The organism is Hydrogenivirga caldilitoris (assembly GCF_003664005.1).
In the GTDB taxonomy this organism is placed as follows: Bacteria; Aquificota; Aquificia; order Aquificales; family Aquificaceae; genus Hydrogenivirga; species Hydrogenivirga caldilitoris.
The window spans coordinates 1,439,013-1,458,651 of sequence record NZ_RCCJ01000001.1; the positions used below are offsets into that span (position 1 = coordinate 1,439,013).

22 protein-coding genes are annotated in these 19,639 nt (G+C 46.2%); 10 read left to right on the forward strand and 12 right to left on the reverse strand.

Annotation, left to right across the window (positions count from 1 at the left end; genetic code table 11):
* Positions 1–6: 6 nt before the first annotated feature.
* From coxB to BCF55_RS07870, 3 genes are read right to left on the reverse strand one after another with little or no spacing between them, the layout of a single operon-like run.
* Positions 7–717 (reverse strand): cytochrome c oxidase subunit II, encoded by a 711-nt coding sequence (gene coxB / locus BCF55_RS07860; protein WP_121012455.1) that lies wholly within the window; start codon positions 715–717, stop codon positions 7–9.
* The gene (locus tag BCF55_RS07865) at positions 717–1,520 is read right to left on the reverse strand and encodes an SCO family protein (protein ID WP_121012458.1); all 804 of its coding nucleotides are present in this window, start codon (positions 1,518–1,520) and stop codon (positions 717–719) included. Before BCF55_RS07865 ends, coxB begins: the two co-directional genes overlap by 1 nt.
* A complete protein-coding gene (locus tag BCF55_RS07870; protein ID WP_121012461.1) occupies positions 1,517–2,296 on the reverse strand; it encodes a cytochrome c oxidase subunit 3 in 780 nt (259 codons plus the stop codon). Before BCF55_RS07870 ends, BCF55_RS07865 begins: the two co-directional genes overlap by 4 nt.
* Positions 2,297–2,642: 346 nt before the next feature.
* Here BCF55_RS07870 and BCF55_RS07875 point away from each other — a divergent pair, with 346 nt between their 5' ends.
* Both BCF55_RS07875 and BCF55_RS07880 read left to right on the forward strand, forming a co-directional pair.
* Entirely contained in the window at positions 2,643–3,935 is a 1,293-nt protein-coding gene (locus BCF55_RS07875) for an NAD(P)/FAD-dependent oxidoreductase (protein WP_121012463.1), read from the forward strand.
* Positions 3,936–3,956: 21 nt separating this feature from the next.
* Positions 3,957–4,541: a TetR/AcrR family transcriptional regulator gene (locus BCF55_RS07880; RefSeq protein WP_121012466.1), complete on the forward strand. Its 585-nt coding sequence runs from the start codon at positions 3,957–3,959 to the stop codon at positions 4,539–4,541.
* On the opposite strand, the gene moaA is transcribed toward BCF55_RS07880, so the two are convergent.
* Both moaA and BCF55_RS07890 read right to left on the reverse strand, forming a co-directional pair.
* A complete protein-coding gene (gene moaA / locus BCF55_RS07885) occupies positions 4,525–5,523 on the reverse strand; it encodes a GTP 3',8-cyclase MoaA (protein WP_121012469.1) in 999 nt (332 codons plus the stop codon). The genes BCF55_RS07880 and moaA overlap by 17 nt on opposite strands.
* The gene (locus tag BCF55_RS07890; protein WP_121012472.1) at positions 5,524–5,946 is read right to left on the reverse strand and encodes a molybdenum cofactor biosynthesis protein MoaE; all 423 of its coding nucleotides are present in this window, start codon (positions 5,944–5,946) and stop codon (positions 5,524–5,526) included. It abuts the gene before it with no gap.
* Between the two features lie 106 nt (positions 5,947–6,052).
* On the opposite strand from BCF55_RS07890, the gene BCF55_RS07895 reads away from it, so the two are divergent.
* A complete protein-coding gene (locus BCF55_RS07895) occupies positions 6,053–7,153 on the forward strand; it encodes a type IV pilus twitching motility protein PilT (protein WP_121012475.1) in 1,101 nt (366 codons plus the stop codon).
* A 2-nt stretch (positions 7,154–7,155) separates the two neighbouring features.
* Positions 7,156–8,391, forward strand: coding sequence for a type II secretion system F family protein (locus tag BCF55_RS07900; protein ID WP_121012478.1), 1,236 nt, complete (start codon positions 7,156–7,158; stop codon positions 8,389–8,391).
* On the opposite strand, the gene BCF55_RS07905 is transcribed toward BCF55_RS07900, so the two are convergent.
* Positions 8,384–9,181 carry a polyprenyl synthetase family protein gene (locus BCF55_RS07905; protein WP_121012481.1) on the reverse strand — a complete coding sequence of 266 codons (798 nt, stop codon included), beginning with the start codon at positions 9,179–9,181 and terminating at the stop codon, positions 8,384–8,386. The genes BCF55_RS07900 and BCF55_RS07905 overlap by 8 nt on opposite strands.
* Positions 9,182–9,219: 38 nt before the next feature.
* On the opposite strand from BCF55_RS07905, the gene murI reads away from it, so the two are divergent.
* Positions 9,220–9,987 (forward strand): glutamate racemase, encoded by a 768-nt coding sequence (murI, locus tag BCF55_RS07910; protein ID WP_121012484.1) that lies wholly within the window; start codon positions 9,220–9,222, stop codon positions 9,985–9,987.
* Here murI and BCF55_RS07915 read toward each other — a convergent pair.
* Genes BCF55_RS07915 through dprA form a run of 4 tightly spaced genes read right to left on the reverse strand, consistent with a single transcriptional unit; the run spans position 9,984 to position 14,187 of the window.
* The gene (locus BCF55_RS07915; RefSeq protein WP_121012486.1) at positions 9,984–10,853 is read right to left on the reverse strand and encodes a SurA N-terminal domain-containing protein; all 870 of its coding nucleotides are present in this window, start codon (positions 10,851–10,853) and stop codon (positions 9,984–9,986) included. The two genes, murI and BCF55_RS07915, sit on opposite strands and share 4 nt — an antisense overlap.
* The gene (locus tag BCF55_RS07920; protein ID WP_121012489.1) at positions 10,796–11,614 is read right to left on the reverse strand and encodes a peptidyl-prolyl cis-trans isomerase; all 819 of its coding nucleotides are present in this window, start codon (positions 11,612–11,614) and stop codon (positions 10,796–10,798) included. The genes BCF55_RS07915 and BCF55_RS07920 overlap by 58 nt, the downstream gene beginning before the upstream one ends.
* The gene (locus BCF55_RS07925; RefSeq protein ID WP_211322889.1) at positions 11,614–13,161 is read right to left on the reverse strand and encodes a DHA2 family efflux MFS transporter permease subunit; all 1,548 of its coding nucleotides are present in this window, start codon (positions 13,159–13,161) and stop codon (positions 11,614–11,616) included. Before BCF55_RS07925 ends, BCF55_RS07920 begins: the two co-directional genes overlap by 1 nt.
* 15 nt (positions 13,162–13,176) lie before the next feature.
* Positions 13,177–14,187, reverse strand: coding sequence for a DNA-processing protein DprA (dprA, locus tag BCF55_RS07930; RefSeq protein WP_121012493.1), 1,011 nt, complete (start codon positions 14,185–14,187; stop codon positions 13,177–13,179).
* A 93-nt stretch (positions 14,188–14,280) separates the two neighbouring features.
* Between dprA and BCF55_RS07935 the strand changes: the two genes are divergently transcribed.
* From BCF55_RS07935 to BCF55_RS07955, 5 genes are all read left to right on the forward strand, one after another.
* Entirely contained in the window at positions 14,281–14,520 is a 240-nt protein-coding gene (locus BCF55_RS07935) for a 4Fe-4S dicluster domain-containing protein (RefSeq protein WP_121012496.1), read from the forward strand.
* 17 nt (positions 14,521–14,537) lie between these two features.
* On the forward strand, positions 14,538–15,107 hold the full coding sequence (locus BCF55_RS07940; RefSeq protein ID WP_121012499.1) for a carbon monoxide dehydrogenase beta subunit family protein: 570 nt from the start codon (positions 14,538–14,540) through the stop codon (positions 15,105–15,107).
* Positions 15,108–15,194: 87 nt separating this feature from the next.
* A complete protein-coding gene (locus tag BCF55_RS07945; protein ID WP_121012502.1) occupies positions 15,195–16,400 on the forward strand; it encodes a transketolase C-terminal domain-containing protein in 1,206 nt (401 codons plus the stop codon).
* A complete protein-coding gene (locus BCF55_RS07950; protein WP_121012505.1) occupies positions 16,390–17,250 on the forward strand; it encodes a thiamine pyrophosphate-dependent enzyme in 861 nt (286 codons plus the stop codon). Before BCF55_RS07945 ends, BCF55_RS07950 begins: the two co-directional genes overlap by 11 nt.
* Complete coding sequence (locus tag BCF55_RS07955) at positions 17,247–17,969, forward strand: 2-oxoacid:ferredoxin oxidoreductase family protein (RefSeq protein WP_121012508.1); 723 nt, start codon at positions 17,247–17,249, stop codon at positions 17,967–17,969. Before BCF55_RS07950 ends, BCF55_RS07955 begins: the two co-directional genes overlap by 4 nt.
* A gap of 30 nt (positions 17,970–17,999) precedes the next feature.
* Here the strand turns inward: BCF55_RS07955 and trxB are convergent, their stop codons facing one another.
* Positions 18,000–18,977, reverse strand: a complete 978-nt coding sequence (gene trxB, locus BCF55_RS07960) for a thioredoxin-disulfide reductase (protein WP_121012511.1) — start codon at positions 18,975–18,977, stop codon at positions 18,000–18,002.
* A 56-nt stretch (positions 18,978–19,033) separates the two neighbouring features.
* A complete protein-coding gene (locus BCF55_RS07965; protein WP_121012514.1) occupies positions 19,034–19,630 on the reverse strand; it encodes a peroxiredoxin in 597 nt (198 codons plus the stop codon).
* Positions 19,631–19,639 lie beyond the last annotated feature (9 nt).

A 19,639-nucleotide genomic window follows, 5' to 3' on the forward strand; every position in this document is an offset into this window, starting at 1 on the left:
ACCTCCTTAAAGATTCCCCTTTATCTGATTGGACTTGTTAGCAAGGTTGGTCTCACCTTTTAGCCACAAGGTGAACTGTTCTGGGGGAACAACCTTCAGTTTTGTAAACATGTGGGAGTGCCCGGTTCCGCAGAACTCCCTGCAGAATATCCAGTACTCTCCAGGCTTGTTTATCTGGAACCAAAGGTGGGTTATCCTGCCTGGAACCATATCCTCGGTTATCCTTGCCGGCATAACGTAGAAAGAGTGAATGACGTCAAGGGAAGTGAGGAGTGCTTTAACGGGTTTGCCTGCAGGGACGACTATCTTCTGGTCATCGGGCACCTCATAACCTGTGGGGTTAAAAGTGGTGACAACGGTCTTTATAGTATTACCTTTCTCATCAAGATATTCCGCCTGCCAACCCCACATGAAGCCAGTAACCTTAATGGTCATAGCGTCCGGGGGAGCTGTCCTCTGCTTCTTGAATATAGCGAAGGAGTAGGTTGCAAGGACGAGGACTATTATAGTGGGAACTATGGTCCACAGAGCTTCAAGTCCCCAGTGTCCGTGTTTCTCATGGTCTCCTATCTCCCTCTCGCCCGGCTTGAACCTGTACTTCATTATGAAGTACAAACCCGGGACCGCAACCACAACGTAAATAACGACCGCAACCACCAGCCACACGGTTACGGCTTCGTTCCACCACTTTGCTGGAAAGGCGAGCACCTGCTCCATCATTGCACCTCCCTTTTAACTAACTTACTTGATATAAAAGCCAGCATAACCACACTCCCAAGCGCCGCAAAACCAACCCCTCCAAAGATTATGGTGGGATTGACAACAAAAGCGCTCCTTGAGGGGTCGTAGGTATAGCAGACCAGGAGCGCAAGGTCAACCACCGAGTTTGTTGATATCCTTCCGCCCTCAGCTTCAGCCAAGGCTATCCTTACATCCCTTTCGGCGGGGTTTATACCAAACAGATACCTAGTTATCCTCCCATCGGGAGCAAGGAATACGTAAACGTTAGTATGAACAAAGGTCTTATCCCTTTCGGAGAAGAAAAACCTAAAACCAACACTATTCGTAAGGGTCTCTATATTCTCCTTGGGGATTAAACCGAAAACCCACTGGGAGGTGAAGGGTCCATGAGACTCTTTAAACTTCTTCAGTGTTTCAAGGTTATCCTTCTCATCAAAGGATAGGACAAGAACCCTGAAATCCCTATTCAGGAGAGAGTCAGACCTCTTTATAAGCCTGTTTAGGTTGTCTATACGTATAGGGCATGAACCCTCACAGGTATAGTAGGAGAAAAGGAGTACGGTAGGTTTACCCTTGAGGAGTTCATAAAGTTTGACCCTTTCACCCCTTTCAAGAACAACCTCGGTATTTGACACGTAGTTACCCAGATACTTGCTCGTATCTATCTTCAGGAGCTCTGGGTCAAAGAAGTCCTTTCTCAGGGCGTTGTTAGCTCCAACAGCTTCTGCAAATGTCATACATGTGCTCAGAAGAAGGACAGCAAACAACGCCTTAATCATATCGCCGTAGACCCCACGAGGTATGCGGTTCCTGCAACGAGCATCCACATGACATCAACGAAGTGCCAGTATGCAGACACCGCTGCCATCATTGTCGGCTTATCCTTGTTCATCTTTCCGGTAACAAGCAGCCACATTACGTATATCTGGGATATCAAGCCCACCAACACGTGGGAGGTGTGAAGTCCTGTAAGAGCATAAAAGCCTGTTCCGTAAGCGTTGGCACTTAGAGTAAAGCCCTCGTGCCAGAGGTGCATCCACTCCCTCATGTGAAGAACTACGAAGAGCCCGCCGAGTAAAAAGGTTAGGAATGTCCAGGTTAGAGCTTTACCGTTATCTCCCTCTTCCTCAAGGGCAAGCTCAGCCTTGAATATGGTGAAGCTTGAAGCCCAGAGTATCAAGGTAAGGAATCCTGCCATACCGAGGCTTATCCCCTCGGGAACCCACTCATGCCATTTGTCAGCGTGGGCGGTCCTTGCTGTCCAGAAAAAGGCAAAGAGGGTTCCGAATATCACTATCTCGGAGAGAATGAAAGTTAAGATACCAAGCCACCCGTATCCCATATCCTTCTCAACCTGGAAGTGCTCGCTTGCCCAGCCTGCAGCACCCACAAGTATGAGCACAAGTCCGACACCCCCGAGGACAAGCCCTGGCATCTGCATGCCGTAGTGGAAGAAAAGGGTAAAGGCTATGGGTAACAGAAGTGTCCCTATCCCTATAGGGAAGGGCCAGACACTGGTTTCATGGTGCGGATGATGAACAGCTCCCTGTGCCATCTCAATCCCTCCTTAGGAAAAAGCTTCCGCTCAATAATGAGCTAAATCAGCTGAGGTATATCATATAACTCTCCCACACCCTTTGCAAGATTTTTAAATCAAAAAGTGAGCTGTATGTCATTTATTCCGAGCCTTTAATAATAATGGTTTAAGCTCTTTATTGGTTAGTATGTTCTAACAATCCTAAACATATTAAACCATAAGTTATTTATAATTCGTTAAGTTTATGCCATAAAGCCTGAAGCCTCATGTCAACCAGAAAACACAACTAAAGAGTTTACAACTAAGTAAACCCGAATTTATAATAAAGTTAGCGCTTACTAATAGTGGAAAGGAGGTGAAAGATATGGAAAAGCACGTTGTAATCATAGGAGGCGGAATAGGAGGTATAGCAACCGCGTACAACCTCAGAAAACTTGACAAAAACCTCAAGGTCACGATAGTCTCCAACAAACCTTACTTCGGTTTTACCCCTGCTTTCCCCCACTTGGCTTTAGGTTGGAGAAGGTTTGAAGACATAACTATACCCCTTGCCCCCCTTCTTCCTAGGTTCAACATAGGATTTATAAACGAAGCCGCAGAGTCTATAGACCCAAAAAGTAATAAGGTAAAGCTCAGGTCTGGCAAAGAGATTGAGTACGATTACCTCGTCATAGCGACAGGTCCGAAGTTGGTGTTCGGTGCCGAAGGGCAAGAGGAGAACTCCTCCTCTGTCTGTACTGCCGAGCATGCCATGGAAACCAACAGAAAACTGCAGGAGTTTTACCAGAACCCTGGACCAGTTGTCATTGGAGCCATACCAGGTGTCAGCTGTTTTGGACCAGCGTATGAGTTTGCTTTTATGCTCAACCATGAGCTGGTAAAGAGAAACATAAGGCACAAGGTTCCCATAACTTACGTTACCTCCGAACCTTATATTGGTCATCTCGGTCTGGGTGGTGTTGGTCCCTCAAGGAGGATGATGGAAGACCTCTTTGCTGAAAAGGACATAAAGTATATAACCAATGTAAAGGTTACAAAGATTGAAAAGGATAGGGTGGTTTACGAGGACCTTGACGGTAACTCCCAGGAACTTGAGGCGAAATTTACGATGTTTATGCCGAGGTTCCAGGGTCCCGAGGTTGTTGCTTCTGCTGGAGATGAAGTTGCAAATCCAATGAATAAGATGGTCATAGTTAACAGGTGCTTCCAGAACCCTACTTACAGAAACATATACGGTGTGGGAGTTGTAACAGCTATACCACCGGTTGAGAAAACCCCCATACCCACAGGAGCACCTAAAACGGGTCAGATGATAGAGGGAATGGCAATGGCTGTTGCTTTGAACATAATAAACGACATTCACAACTCACCCGACAGGTACGCACCAACACTCGCAGCGATATGTATAGCGGATATGGGTAAGGAGGCAGCAGGCTTTATCGCAAATCCCGTGATACCTCCAAGGGCATGGGTAAAGACAAAGAAAGCCAAGTGGGTCCACTACCTTAAGACCGCCTTTGAGAAGTACTTCCTGTGGAAGGTAAGAAGAGGAGATATAGCTCCATGGTTTGAAGAAAAGGCTCTTGAGCTATTTTTACACCTTAAACCTGCAGAACCCTGTAAAGATTGTGAGGGTGCTCCAGGCTCAAGATGTTAAACTTTAAAATTAGGATTGAACATGGTGAGCACTAGAGAGAGGATCATCAAGGCGGGGGCTCAGATAATAGCTCACGAAGGGCTCAGAATGTTTACAGCCAAAAGGATAGGGGAGAAATTGGGTATCTCAGACGCCGCCATATTCAAACATTTTCCCACTATGGACAGTATAGCGGAGGAGATAATCTCAAGGTACACGACCGAGTGCTTAAGGAGAACAGATGAGGCTATCAGGAACGGGAAAAATGCTGTAGAAAGGCTTGAGCTGATACTGGAGGGACACATTGATTACCTGGAGGAGACGCGGGGCATAAGCCCCGTCCTCTGCTTTGAATTCTCCCGAAGCAACAGGAGAAAGTTAAAGAAACTGATCTTTGACTTCCTGAACAGCTATGCAGATAAGGTCGGTTGGGTGATACAGGAAGGCATTAAGGAGGGAACTATAAGGAGAGATATTGATATAGAGGAGGTGAGCTTTTCCTTTATAGGTCTCATGCAGGCAAAGGTCTTCCAATGGTTCATAAGGGGAAGAAAAGGGAGGATAGTCAAAGATAGAGAATCTCTAAAGAAGATGATTCTTAACGGTCTCGTTACCCGCCAACCCTGAACATCTCAACCTTTTTAGCCCCTCTGGCACCCTCTAAACTTCTTAACTCTGAGTACCTATCCTCCCTGTCAGACCATACACTCCTAATATACTCAACCAACTCAGTATCGCTGGCTCCTGAACGGATAAGTGCTTTCAGGTCATAGCCCCTTCCAGAAAACAGGCAGGTGAAGAGCTTTCCCTCTGCCGAAAGTCTAAGCCTGGTACAACCCCTGCAGAAGGGTTTGGTAACGGAAGCTATAATGCCAAATTCTTGTCCAGTGTCTCTGTACTTAAACTTCATGGAGGTCTCACTAAGGTCTCCGGTCTCCTGGGCTTCAATGCCGTATCTTTCATTCAAAAGGGCGAGTATCTCCTCTGCAGGGACAACCCTGCTCATACTCCAGCTGTTCAGGGTCCCAACATCCATGAACTCTATAAACCTTAAAATCAGGTCATTCTTACGACAGAACTCAGCCATATCCAATATCTCATCATCGTTAACACCTCTCACAACAACCATGTTCACCTTTACAGGCTCAAGTCCCACCTCCTTAGCTATCCTTATACCTTCTATCACCCGTCCAAGGTCAACCTCCCTACCAACCATAGAAGCAAACTTTTCCCTGTTGAGACTTATCAGACTCACAGTTATTCTCCCCAGACCAGCGTTCTTTAACTTTTCAGCTTTCTGGTCAAGAAAGTACCCATTCGTAGTAAGGGCTATATCCTTAAGTCCCTCTATACCGGAGAGCTCCTCTATAAGGTTTTCTATGTGGGCTCTAACAAGGGGTTCACCGCCCGTAATCCTCGCCTTTTTCACTCCGAGGGAAACAAGCAGTCTAACGATTCTGGTTATCTCTTCATAGGTAAGGAGTTCCCCTCTATTCAGGAACTCTATCTTCTTATCCGAAGGCATACAGAAGAAACACCTGAAGTTACATCGGTCTGTTACAGATATCCTTACGTCCTTCAGAACCCTTCCAAGCCTATCCTCAACCATCTAAGCCCCCAAAACCCACTCTCCCCTTCCGGAGGAGAAAATCTCCTTCTTCCATATGGGAGCCCTTTTCTTTGTTTCATCCACAGCGTACCTGCAGGCTTTGAAGGTTTCATCCCTGTGACCACCAAAGACCACAACCAGGAAGGATTGCTCTCCAACGGGTACCACACCCAGCTTATGATGGATAAAAACCTCCTCCACACCAAACTTCTCCAACGTCTCTTTCCTTATCTTCTCCATCTCTTTAAGAGCCATCTCAGGGTAGGCTTCGTAATGCAGCTCCCTTACATCCCCATCCTCAGGGGCGCTCCGCGGTATACCTATGAATATTGAAGATGCTCCGCAGGAAGGAGGTACCTTATATTCGGCAAGTATGCTCTCAACCCCAAACCACTCATACCCTATGTAAACTCTGGGTATCATGCTCTCCTCCTTATATGACAAACATGTCATATATTATTTTAGCTACAAGTCTCCCTTTGACAAGGTTTTTCTTTTGTATAATTTCAATTCAAAAGAAGGAGGGAAAATGGAGGTAGAAACAAGGACTAGAGAGATACGCCTCATAGACGTTATACAGAGGGCTGTCCAGCAGGACGCCAGCGACATACACATAACCTCAGGAGCCCGTCCTGCCATAAGAGTTGACGGTAAGATCACCTTCCTGAATGAGTTTCCTGTCATGACCCCTGAGGTTACCCAAAAGTTAGCCTACTCCGTTATGTCCGAAAGACACAGGAAGACCCTAGAAGAGAGAGGACAGGTTGACTTCTCCTTCGGGGTGAAGGACCTGGGAAGGTTCAGAGCCAACGTATTTTACCAGAGAAGTTCCGTTGCGGCTGTTTTCAGAAGACTGCCTTACAAGATAAGAACGGTTAACGAGCTGGGTTTGAGTGAGAAAGTTTTAGAGCTCTGTCACAGAAAGATGGGTCTTGTGCTCGTAACAGGACCGACAGGTTCTGGTAAGTCCACCACCCTTGCAGCGATGATAAATTACATAAACGAAAATTTTCCTCACCACATAATAACCATTGAAGACCCGGTTGAGTATATATTCCATCACAAGCAGAGTATAGTCAACCAGAGGGAACTTGACCAGGATGTTTACTCTTTCGCTGATGCACTCAGAGCAGCTCTGAGGGAAGACCCGGATGTCATACTTGTGGGTGAAATGAGGGATAAGGAAACCATTGAGATAGCTCTCAGGGCAGCGGAAACAGGTCACCTTGTATTTGGAACTCTACACACAAACACTGCCATATCAACCATAACCAGGGTGGTAGACGTATTCCCGGCAGAGCAACAGGAGCAGATAAGGGTCCAACTGTCCCTAACCCTTCAGGGTGTTATCTCCCAGAGGCTGCTTCCGAGAGTGGGCGGGGGAAGGGTTCTCGCCTATGAGTTACTCATACCAAACGCAGGTATAAGAAACCTGATAAGGGAAAACAAGCTTCAGCAGATATACTCCTTGATGCAAAGCGGACAGATTGAAAGTGGTATGCAGACTATGAACCAGAGTCTATACAGGTTGCACAAATCTGGATACATATCCTTAGATGAAGCGCTGAGAGCTTCGCCCGATATAAAAGAACTGGAGAGGATGCTGGGGATAACAGGTAAGAGGGTCTGAGAATGCCAAGGTATAAGGTAAAGGCATACACAGAAGAGGGGAGCTTGGTAGAGGAGCTTATAGAAGCTTCCAACTTCAACGACCTCATGGAGAAGGTGCGAAGGAGGGGACTGAACTTCGTAAATGCCGATGAGGTGATTGAAGCCCCTGCAGTTAAAGAGGAAAAGAAGGAGAAAAGGAAGGGATTTTCACTTTTTGGTGGTGTTGGGGATAGGGATATAGCCCTCTTTTGCCGACAGCTGGGTGCAATGGTTAGTGCAGGAGTGGGAATAATAGATGCCCTTGACATAGTTGCAGAGCAGATGCCCAATAAAAAGCTTGCGCAGGCTGTAGCCGAGGTCGCAAAGGAAGTTAGCGAAGGTATGTCCATGTCAAACTCTATGTCAAAGCGGACCAACATATTCCCTGAGCTTGTCGTCAACCTGGTCGCTGTGGGTGAAGAGACGGGTGAGCTTGATAAAGCACTGCTGAGGGCGTCAGAGTACTATGAGAAACTCGCCATGATAAAGAGCAAGATAAAGAGTGCCTCCTTCTACCCTGTGTTTGTTCTCGTTATAGCAACGGTTATAGTTACTGGAATTCTTTATTTTCTGGTACCCACATTTGCTGAGATATACGCAAGCTTCGGCGGTTCTCTCCCGCTACCGACACAAGTTCTTATAAACTTATCCAACGCCTTGAGGGAAAACATCCTGTACATAATAGGCTTCATAATCTTGTTCTCCATAGTATTCAGATTTCTTTACACAAGGAGCTATGGTTTCAGGAAGGGTGTACATAAACTTATACTCAGGCTTCCAAAGTTCGGTGACCTTGCCGTCAAGAGTGCCATGGCAAAGTACGGAAGGACTATGGCCACTCTCTTTGCCAGCGGAGTTTCTATTGAAAGAGCCCTAGAGGTAGCAGGTAACGTAACGGGGAATCTTGTTATACAGGAAGCCGTGGAGAGAGTAAAGAAGGATGTTACAGAGGGGCAGAATATGTGGTCCTCCATGGAGAAAACGGGACAGTTCCCTAAGCTAGTGGTGGCTATGGTTAAGGTTGGTGAGGAAACGGGAAGACTTGACGAGATGCTGGACACAATAGCAAGGTTTTTTGAGGACGAGGTTGATAGAACTGTTGAGGGACTCATAACGCTTATAGAGCCTATGCTCATAGTCGTTCTCGGTACAATAGTCGGAGGCATACTTATAGCCCTCTATATGCCGATATTCAAGATAGGTGAGCTGGTCAAGTAACGCGGCTATAAACCAACCTTACCAATGACTCTATCTCAGAGCCATCTAAAGAAATCTCTCTGAGTTTTTCCAGTAGTGAGTTATACATGGTTTTTGCCCTTCTTCTGGCTTCCTCCTCTCCAAGCAAAAGGAAAAAACCATCCCTGTCAAGTATATCGTCAGCAAGTTGAAAGAGCAGTCCAAACTCTCTACCAACCTCTTCAAGGACAGGAAGACGGTCCTCCCTATGGGAGACTATGCCTCCGCACATAAAACAAGCCTCAAAGAGAGCTGCAGTTTTCTTTATATTCACCTTCTCAAGGTCTTCCTCACCGCCTATGTCAAGAGCTTGCCCGCCAACCATACCAGATACGCCAGACTTAACGGCTATGATATTCACAATATTCAGTATGTCCTTAGGAGAGAGGGTTTTAAACGCCCCTTCTCTGGTAAGAACCTCAAAGGCGTAGGTGAGTAGAGCATCACCTGCCAGTATGGCTATCCCTTCCCCAAACTTCACATGACATGAGGGAAGTCCTCTTCTGAAAGCGTCGTTATCCATAGCTGGGAGGTCATCATGTACAAGGGAGTAGTTGTGGATTATCTCTATAGCACAGCCGGCTGTTATAGCGTCATTTTCATCACCTCCAAGGGAGTGAGCAACAGCAACAGTTATAAGGGGTCTTATCCTTTTACCTGGCTGGAAGACATAGTAAGTCATAGCGTCGTAAAGCTCACCCGTCGCCAAAGGGGAAAACAGTTCCCTTAACCTCCCCTCTATCTTTTCCTTCCAGAGAGAAAGCCTGTCCATAGGACTTAAAATTATAGAGAACTGAAGGAGGCGGTTACTTGAAAATCGGTGTATTTGACTCAGGGGTCGGTGGTTTGACGGTTTTAAGAGCCATAAGAAAGAGGTTTTCCAGAGTTGATATCTACTACCTCGGAGACACAGCAAGAGTCCCTTACGGAACCAAGTCTCCTGAGACAGTAATCAGGTACAGCCTTGAGTGTGCAGAGTTCTTAAGTGAAAGGTCAATTGACGTACTCGTTGTTGCGTGTAACACTGCAAGCTCATACGCACTGGATACACTGAGGGCTACCCTTTCCGTCCCGGTAATAGGCGTGGTTGAGCCGGGTGTAACGAAAGCCTTATCCTGCACAAGAGGGATTGTAGGCGTTATAGGCACGAGCGCCACCATAAAGAGCAACGCCTATCAGAGCCGTTTAAAAGCTGCCGGCGTTGAGGTTTACTCAAAGGCGTGTCCCTTGTTCGTTCCCCTCGTGGAAGAGGGTCTCTTGGAAGGAGAGATAACCCAAAGGGTGATTGAGATGTACTTGAAGGAGTTTAAGGATATAGGCATAGATACCCTAATACTTGGGTGTACCCACTACCCACTGCTGAAGGGAGCTATACAAGAATTTTTGGGGAACGTTGAGGTTGTGGATTCTTCCGATGCCGTTGCAGAAGAACTCTCTTGCATAGTGAGAGATGAAGGAAACGCAAAAACTGAGCTGTTCTTTACAGATATGTCTCAAAACCTTGAGAACTTAATTGAGGTTATCCTGGGGAATAAATTACAGCCAAAGATACTCAAAGAGTGGGCGCACAGAGCTTAACCGTATATTTCAACGAGACTTTTCCTTCTAAGCTCTTTTATAAGCTCATCTTCTTTCTCCTTTAGCTTCTTGGTAGTCAGTTCCTCTTTAATATCCTCCTCACTTCTTCCGGATATCAGCTTTACCTCCCTAACCACCCTGGCGAGATATATGTGCTCCTGGTCTTCCGCTACAGCTATGTCTCCTACTTTTGTTTTCCAAAGCTCGTTGTCAAGGGCAGCCACAAGCTCGCCTTTTTTGACCTTTAACTTTTCCACCTTCTCACCCAGCTCGTTTGCAAGTTTGTCCATATCCGTACCGTACTTTTCCATCAGGGAAAGAAGCTTCTCCTTGTTATCCTTACCTATAACGAGTAGTTCAATCTCCTTTAAGTACTCTATATCTCCTCTCTTCAGCCTTTCAAGCTCTATCTCAAGGTCAGTAACGTTGACTTTGCTCATAAGATATTCCTTCAATCCCAGGGTTGAAGCGAGTTCAACTCTGATCAAAGCCTTCAAATCTGAAGGGGAAAGCCCATTCTCATAAAGCTCCCTGTAAAGGGCGTCTATTGTTTTCCCGTTGGATTTGGCTATATCCTGAATTACACTCTCTATGTAGCTTTCTGGTATGTTTAACCCTTTCTCATGCAAGAACTGAGCTACAAGATGCTTCTGCACAAGAAGCTGTATAAGCTGCTTTCTGTCCTTTATGCCGTAAAAGACTTGAGCCACCTTGATCTCGCTCTCAAGGATAGGCTCTCCGTTCACATTGGCCACAACCCTGTCAAGTAGCTGACCAAATGCTGTCCAAGTCACAAAAAACAGGAAAACTACAAGTTTTTCAGGTATAACTCCAAACGGTAACTTTTTAGTACCTCTCTGAACCATTCCTCTAAAACCTCCTGTTTCTTTATCCTCAAAATCTTACGCCTGACCTGCTCTCTAACCTCTGACAGGGGCAAAACTCCAGCTTTTCTCTTATCTGTAATCTTAAGTATCAGATAGCCAGTTTCAAGTTCTATTGGTCTTGATACAGACCCTATATTATAGGGATACAGTCCCCTTCTTATCCGCCTGGGCAGAGCCTGAATGGAGTACCAATGTTCCCTTCCCACTATAACTCCTTCTACCTCTTCCGGAATACCTCCCCTCTTTAAACGCTTGTACACCTCGTTAGCCTTTTCTCTGGAGTCAGCGACCACCCTGAGCAGCTTAACCTGGTCTGGATAATAAAACTCCCTCCTGTTGAGGAGGTAGTAAGCCTCCACCTCACCATCGCTCACTGAGATATTCTTTGCAAGCCGCTCCTCTAAAGCTTTAACTATCAACTCCCTCCTCGCAAGTTCCACAAGTATAGGCTCAGGGTTTCTACCAAAGGTTTTTAGCTCCCTCACAGCCTCCTCCTCACTTACCTCTATTCCCATACTCTTTGCGAGGTCTTCAATGATAAGTCCTTTTATATATTCAAAAAGGAACAACCTTTTATCCTCAGGAGTAGGCTTCTTGGGGGAGAAATGCAACATCTCCTTCCAGTACACTTGGAACACACTCTCAAACTCTTCCTTGGTTATCACTTTCCCGTTAACCTTAGCAACTATACTTTCTGCGGCAAAGGAGAAGTACACGAAAAAGAGCAGGAAGAGAAACATCAGACCTTATTATATCTCCAGCTCCAAAAAAGCAGTAAAAGAGGCAACAAACCCAGAATCGCGAAGACTCCACTCCACACAAAAAGGTCCTGGAAGGCATAGGAGTACGCGAGTTTGGTCTGAATTGCCCCAAAGGAGTAGTAGGCTTTGGTTAGGGCTTCACCAACGGTTGAGGAAGTGTTGATGAAGTTGTAAGCTATCCCCTCTATACTCCCTTTAACATAGTGGTAATTTTGAGACTGAAGGGTTGAAATTTCATCGTAGTGAAAGGAGGCGTTGCCTTTTATTACGTTGGTAGCTATAGCTGTCCCGAAAGAGCCACCTATAAAACGAATATAGTCCAAGAGACTTATAACGAGGATCGTCTTCTCCTCAAGCCCTCTTAGAGCTATCACCGTGACCGGTGCAAAGAAGAGACCCATACCTATCCCCATGAGGGAAAGTTCTAAAGAGGCTTCCGCCTTTGGAGTATATAGATCGTAATGTCTCGTAAATAGAAATATAGAACCAAGATACAAGACTATAGCTACGAAGAGTGTACCCCCTGCACTCCACCTGTCACTCAGGACACCCGCCACCACGGAGAAAAGGGCTATTGAAAAGGCAAAGGGTAAGAGAAGTAAGCCGGTGGTGAAGGTGCTCAAGCCTTTGAGGAATTCAAAGTATAGGGGTATAGCATAGAAAAGAGCGTACATAGAAAAACCAAGAACCAGCATGAAAACCACGAAGGAAACGGAGAAGTTTAAGCTCCTAAATACATTAAGATCAATAAGTCTATTGCTGGAGAATAAGTCAGACACGAAATAAAGAAGGTATCCCGCAAGGGCTAAAACTGTAAGGAAAGCTATGGTATTTGATGTAAACCAACCAAACTGTTGTCCCTTTGACAGGACTATAAGGGTGCTTACCGTTGCTACCGATATAAGGGTAAAGGATAACAAGTTGAAGGGAAGGAGCTTCCTCTCCAAGGAAACTTCTTTCAGAAAGAATAGGGAGGCTGTTGTGAGAACTATACCAACAGGTATGTTTATGAAAAATATCCAGTTCCAGCTCAGATGCTCGGTAAGCCAGCCACCCAAAGTAGGACCAACAGCAGGGGCAAAGGAAGCCCCCAAGCCAAAAACGCCCATAGCTATACCCTTTTGCTCCGGGGGATATATGGTGAAGAGGATCGCTTGAGCGGAAACTATTATAAGGGCTTCAGCAAATCCCTGAATGGCACGGAATACTACAATCTGATAAAGCTCCGTAGAGACCCCGCACAGGTAGCTTGAGAGACCGAAAAGAGCCACACCCGCTATATACATAGCCTTTAAACCAGTGAGTTTTTCAAGCCACTCTATCAAGGGTAAGGTGACGGCAGCAGCTATCATGTAGGCGGTAACCACCCACTGGATACCATACAGGTCGGTTTTTAGAGGAGCCATCATCTTTGGAAGGGCTATGTCTACTATGGTGGTATCCAAAATAGCCATAAAAGCCCCAGCCATAACTATCAGGGTGTGAACAATGAGCTCACCTCTATTCAGAGAATATGACTGACTCATCAGTTATTATATTAATCAGGAAAGGTAGAAAGCTCCCATCCTTTTTACCTTACCCTCAATCTCCATCTTTGTGAGTAAGGCAAGAGTTTCCCCCTCACTCAACTTTAGAAAATCTCTTATATCTTCCAGGCTCCTTGGGACTTTCAAAAAGTCTATAAGGTCGTTCTTGCCTTCTCCACCAGAATGTCCAAACAGGTCAAAGCCGTCCTTTATCAGGGTAGCTTTACCTTCCCTCAAAAGCTGGTAACATCCTTCCCAGTTGGGCGACCTGCCTATACCTATATGAACGTAGACCCTCTTTCCCTGCTCAAAGGCGTAGCCTGCAGTTATCATAGAGCCACTGCCTTTACCAGCCTCGGGGATAACAAGAAACTCGGATAGGGCTGCTATTAACCTGTTTCTCCTGGGGAAGGTATGCCTACTCCCAGGTTCGTGGGGTAAAAACTCTGTAAGCAAAGCTCCTCCTGCGTCCTCTATCCTTTTAAATACGCTTCCTCTCGCTTTTAGAATTCCGTAACCCAACACACAAACCGTGTAACCTCCGTTTTCAATCGCACTCTCATGGGATTTTGAATCAACTCCAGGAGCTCCACCAGAAACTATACCGTAACCCTTTGACAAGCCCAGTTTAACAAGGTCTTCTATGAAAGAAAGTGTGTAAGGGGTCGGTTTTCTTGTACCAACTATACCAAAAAGAGGAAGTTCCCTTAGATTCCCCTTCAGGAACAGCAAAGCCGGAGGGTCCTGCAAAGTCCTGAAGTGCTCGGGGTACGTATCGTCTTCAATAGTCATTACCTTTAAGGAATGTCTTTCAATGGTGTCAAGAAGCCTGCTAAAGATTTCTCTGTCATACTCACCCTTCACCAGGGCGTTGGCTTTTTTCTCCCCTATAAGGCTCTTTAACTCATCAAAGTTTGCAGATACTATCCTCTCCGCGTCTCCGAAAAATCTGTAGAGCTTTGCTAAAGTTCTGTCCCCGAGACCTTTTGTTAACTTAAGCCTGAGCCACAGATCTACCTTTTCCATATAGTCCTAACATATATCATAGGGTAAACCCTTGTTTTCGTATAAGGATTCTCTTATATTGTTTATCACTATCATCTGTGAGGAGGCAGGAAAATGTATTACGTTGCTCAGGTGATTCGTGATGAGTGCAGCAAATATAACTGTAAGCAGTGTACCCTATTCTGTCCAGAACCTAACACCCTTATGTATACGGATGAAGGTCACCATGCCTACGTTATGACCGAGAGATGCAAGGGTTGTGCGCTTTGCGTATACGTATGCTCTAACCTTCTAAAGAGAGATTCTATAGAAATGGTTTATGCAGAAAACAGGGATGTTGCTGGAGTTAGATAACTTTTTGGAGGTAAGTTATGGCTAAATTGGGACCCTCAGGATACTCACCCTATCCTGTTGCTATGTATGAAGACATTTTAACACCACCTCCCGGAAAAGCCCTTCTCTTCAATGAAATAGTTGATGAAGAGATAGCTATGAGAGAAGCGGCTAAGGCTATGCTAACCCGGGAGAACCCAACCATATTCCCAGGACCTCAGGTGCTCTATGCCTGGAATGAGGAGGCTAAGGAGAAGGCAAGGCTTGTAAGGAAGATAGCAGAAACCCTTGGAGCAAAGATAATTCCAATGTACGATTACAGACCAAAGTATCCAAAGATAGACCCCGAAAAGGAGATAAACCCTAACCACCCTAACCTAACGATATGGCACAACAACATAAAAGCGTGCATCTTCATAGGTGTTCACTGTCACTATGCAAACGTGGCTCTGAAAATAATAAGGGCGGAGACAGACTGCTTCACGATAGCTATGTGTGGTAACGCAGGACACGAAGATGCGATGATCACCCTAAGAGACCAGCATACCGAAGAGCTTGAGAAGTTCATAAGGGTTGCTGAAGAAGTGAAGAAGGAGTTGGGCAAGTGAAGGTGTCCAGCGTGAAGGTAGAGCTAAATCATGTATGTTCCCGAAGCAGGGAATAAATTCAAAAGAGCTTTTTAAGGAGGTGCAGTGATGCAGAAAACCGAACAGGTTCAATATAATAGAGCGGGGCAGAGGATAGTTTCACCAGACTATCTGCTCTTTGAAGCACCAAGAGAAAAACAGTTTATGACAGGCTCAGAGGTTGTTAAAGAAGCTGTTAAAAGAGCTAGCGTTGACGCTTCTGTTTCGTACCCGATAACCCCCCAATCGGAGGCAGCACATCTTATAGGTGAACTATGGGTAGAAGGGTACGTCGGGGTTTACTTCAGGGGTGAGTCAGAGTTCGGAGTTATGTCCGAGGTAGCCGGTTGCTCCATGGCAGGTGCCAGAACCATAACTACCACATCCGGACCCGGAACCCTGAGAGCAATGGAGAACTTCCCCATGTGGGCGGGCTCACGTCTACCTATACAACTTGTCCTTATGGCAAGGGGTGTGAACGCTCCTTTGACTATACAGCCTGATAACCTGGAGATATCCTTCCTCCTTGACACAGGCTGCATGATATGGCACGCAGAAACAGCTCAAGAGTTGTTTGATATGATACTCGCTGGTTTTGTTGTCGCAGAGCAGCCGGACGTTCACGTTCCTGTCATAACAGCCATAGATGGCTTCTTTATATCCCATACGAGGGAAGCCGTTATGCTCCCCCCCGATGATATAGCACTTCCTCCCTATAACCCCTACAAGTCCCCCATGGTTCCCCTTGACATGGAGATGGCACCCGGCAGGTTCCTAAGAGACCCGTACGTTATGAAGTCTAACTACATATCCTATGCAGCCCATACAAGCTGGCAGTTTGAAGTAAGGGCAGCTATAGAAAGGTCAAAGCCTTATGCTAAGCACTATCTTAGGGGCTTAATAGAAGAGTTTGGAGACCCTGAAGCCGAGATAGTCTTCGTTGCGTCAGGAACGGCGGCAGCCCAGGCTAAGGAAGCTACCCTTATGCTCCTTCATGATGAAGGGGTGAAAGCCAGGGTTGTAAGGCTCAAAACTATAAGACCTTTCCCCACAAAGGAACTTATAGAAGCCCTCAGGGGCGCTAAGTACGTTTTCGTTCCTGAGTTTAACGTTATAGGCTGGCTTGAAAGAGAAGTAAGGCGTGCCCTTTACGGAAATCTTGATGTCCCCGTTATAGGTTCTCCAAGGGTCGCCGGTGGTATGACCATGCCACCTGAGTTTATAGTTAAGGAGATTCTCCAATTCCTTGGAAAGGAGGTGAAACATGTCGTATAAGATTTTTAAAATAAACGAAGACCTTAAAGATTTCATGCCACCTGAAATAGTTGACCTTGAGGAGAAAGCTACCTGGGGGAATCCCAAGCGTGGAGTCATGGACCTGCCCTACTCCAAAGAGCTCATTGAAGAACACTCCCTCTGTGCAGGGTGTCCAGAATCAGCAGCCTTCAGGTATATCCTTGCATCTCTTCCGAACCCTGAAGACACGATAATAGTTAACTCAACAGGTTGCACATCCCTCGTCTTTCCTCACATAGCCCTACACACAGTTCACTCCCTCTTTGGAAACCAGAACGCCGTTGCCTCTGGCATAAAGAGAGTCCTTGAATGGAGGTTTCCGGACAAGGTCAAAGACGTGATAGTCCTTGCAGGAGACGGAGCAACGGTTGATATAGGTCTTGACTGTACCCTCCAATCCTTCTTCAGACAGGAGAAGATAACCACCATATGCTTTGACAACGAAGTTTACGCTAACACCGGAGGGCAGGAGAGTGGAATGACCGTTAAGGGGCACGTCTTTAAGATGGCTCCTAAGGGCAAACAGTGGGATAAGGTTCCCATGTGGCAACTTGCTATAGACTCCGGGTGTCACTACGTAGTCAGAATGACCGTCTCATCACCTAAGAAGGTTGAAAAGGTTATAAAACAGGCTATATACGTGGCGAGAGAAGTTGGACCAACTTACATACACCTTTACACACCCTGCATACTTGAGATAGGGCTTAACGCCGATGATGGTCTTGAAGAGATGAGGAGAACGGATAAAGAAAGGTTTAAGTTCTTTGAATATATGACGGATGCGGCTAAGGAAGTCATTGAGAGGAAGAAAGAGGAGGGTCTGATATGAGCCAGCCAAAGAGGAGAAGGGTTAACGTAAGAATGCCTGCCATAGGCGGACAGGGTGCCGTTACAGCAGCCCATATTATGGCTACAGCGGCAGACTACGCCGGGTACTACGCCGTTTCAAATCCCTTTTTCGGAGCTGAGAAAAGGATGGCTCCCGCCGAGAGCTACGTGAGGATAGGCGTTGACCCCATATACGACAGGGGTGAAGTGGTTTATCCGGACGTAATTATGGTTTTCCATTCCCAGGTTATAACCATGGGTAAGTCCTACACTATGCCCTTTTACTCAGGTATAAAGAAGAACGGACTGATAATAGTGAACACAGAGGAAGACCTCCTCACAGATAGAGACCATAAGTTCCTTGAATCACTCAATGTAAAGGTGTTCAATTTTCCCGCCACCAAGTTTGCTATGGAGATAGCTGGAACTGAACTTGCCACCAACATGGCTATGTTGGGAGCTTTCTTTGGAGCTACCCAGATAGTAGGCATGGACGCTATTGAGGAAGGTATAAAGGCAAGGTTCCTTAAGAAGTTTGTCGCTTCTGGTGGTACCATGTCCCTTGACTCGGCAATAGAAAGGAAGTTCAAGAAGAAGCTTGAACTTATTGAGAAAAACATAAATACCGCAAAGGCAGCCTATGAGATAGCACAGGACTGGGCAAAGAGCCAGGGTGTAGAGGCTTGGCTGCCAAAACCCGAAGAAGTAGCAAAGGTCTGAACAAAAAGGGGGCTAATAGCCCCCCTTTCCTTACCACTGAGATGTAATCTTTGCCTTTTTGTTTATGAACTTGTCCACCGCAAGGGCTGCTTTACATCCATCGGCTGCAGCTATCACAGCTTGTTTTATGTTGGTACATAGAACGTCACCTGCTGCAAAGACACCGGGCACAGAGGTCATCATTTCCTCGTTGACAACTATGCAGTCTCCATCTGTCATCTCAACCTGACCCATAAGGAAGTCAACAGAGGGTTTTGTCCCACCGAGGAATATGAAGACCCCATTTACCTCAAGGAGTTTCTCCTCCTGCTTTGCAACATCTTTGAGCTTCAGTCCCTTTACAAGTTGGTCTCCAACTATCTCAAGAACCCTGTGTCTTAAAAGTACCTCAACGTTATCAAGCTTCTCAAATTCTTCAATAACCTCCGCGGGAGCTTTTATCTTGCTACCGGGAGCAACGAAATAGACTTTACTTGCAAAGCGGGCGATGAACTCTGCCTCTTCTACTCCGTAGTCGTCTTCACCTACAACGGCAACAGGCTGGTCTTTGAAGAAAGCAGCATCACATACACCGCAGTAAGAGACACCCCTTCCAAGAAATTCATCCTCTCCCTTGAACTTGTTAGCTCTCTCCATAGCTCCGGAAGCTATTATTATCGCCTTGCCTCTGAACTCCCTTCCGTCTATGGTAAACACCTTTTTTACCTCATCAGAGAAGTCTGTAGCGATAACCTTACCCCTCACAAACTGGGTTCCAAAGCTTTTAGCCTGTTCCCTCATTATCTTTAGAAGTTCATATCCAGATACGGGTCCGGGAACACCAGGGTAGTTTTCTATCTGCTGGGTGACTCCAAGGGCACCGTCAGCCTCGGCTCTGTAAAGGACAAGGGTTTTTAGCCCTGCTCTTGAAGTGTATATGGCGGCGGTAGAGCCGGCTGGACCGGCTCCTATAATGATGACGTCGTATAGCTCTTCCGGTTGGTAGTTTAGACCGAATCCTACACCCATATCTCTCCTCCGCAGTAATTTTAACCTATACCTCTACGTGCAAGCTCTGTGCCAAATCATCCAAGTGCCTCATGGACCCTGCCAACTATCTCTTCGGAAGGTTTCAGGGTTTTTCTTCCAGGTTCCCACTTTGCCGGGCAGGCTTCATCGGGATGACTCATAAGGTACACGTTAGCCTTCATCTTCCTGACAAGTTCCTCAGCGTTTCTGCCAACGTTGTAGAAGTTTACCTCTGAGCCAACAAGCACACCGTCGGGGTTGATTATAAATGTACCTCTGAGAGCCAAACCTGTATCCTCATCGTACACGCCGAACATCCTCGCTATTTTTCCGGTGGGGTCTGCACCCATTGGGTACGTTACGTTTTCCAGGAGTTTCTCAGACTGGTGCCAAGCCAGGTGCACATACTTGGTGTCCGTTGATACGGATATGACTTCCACACCCAGTTGGGTGAGTTCCTCATAGTGCTCTGCAAGGTCGGCAAGCTCCGTTGGACACACAAAGGTGAAATCCGCAGGATAAAAGAATAAAACCAGCCATCTCCTCTCTCTTATAAAGTCTTCAAGGGAAACCTTACCAAAGCTCCTCGTCTTTGGATCATAAACTTCCATCTCAAAGTTTGGAACCTTCTTACCCACACTTACCATCTCCATACCTTTTAC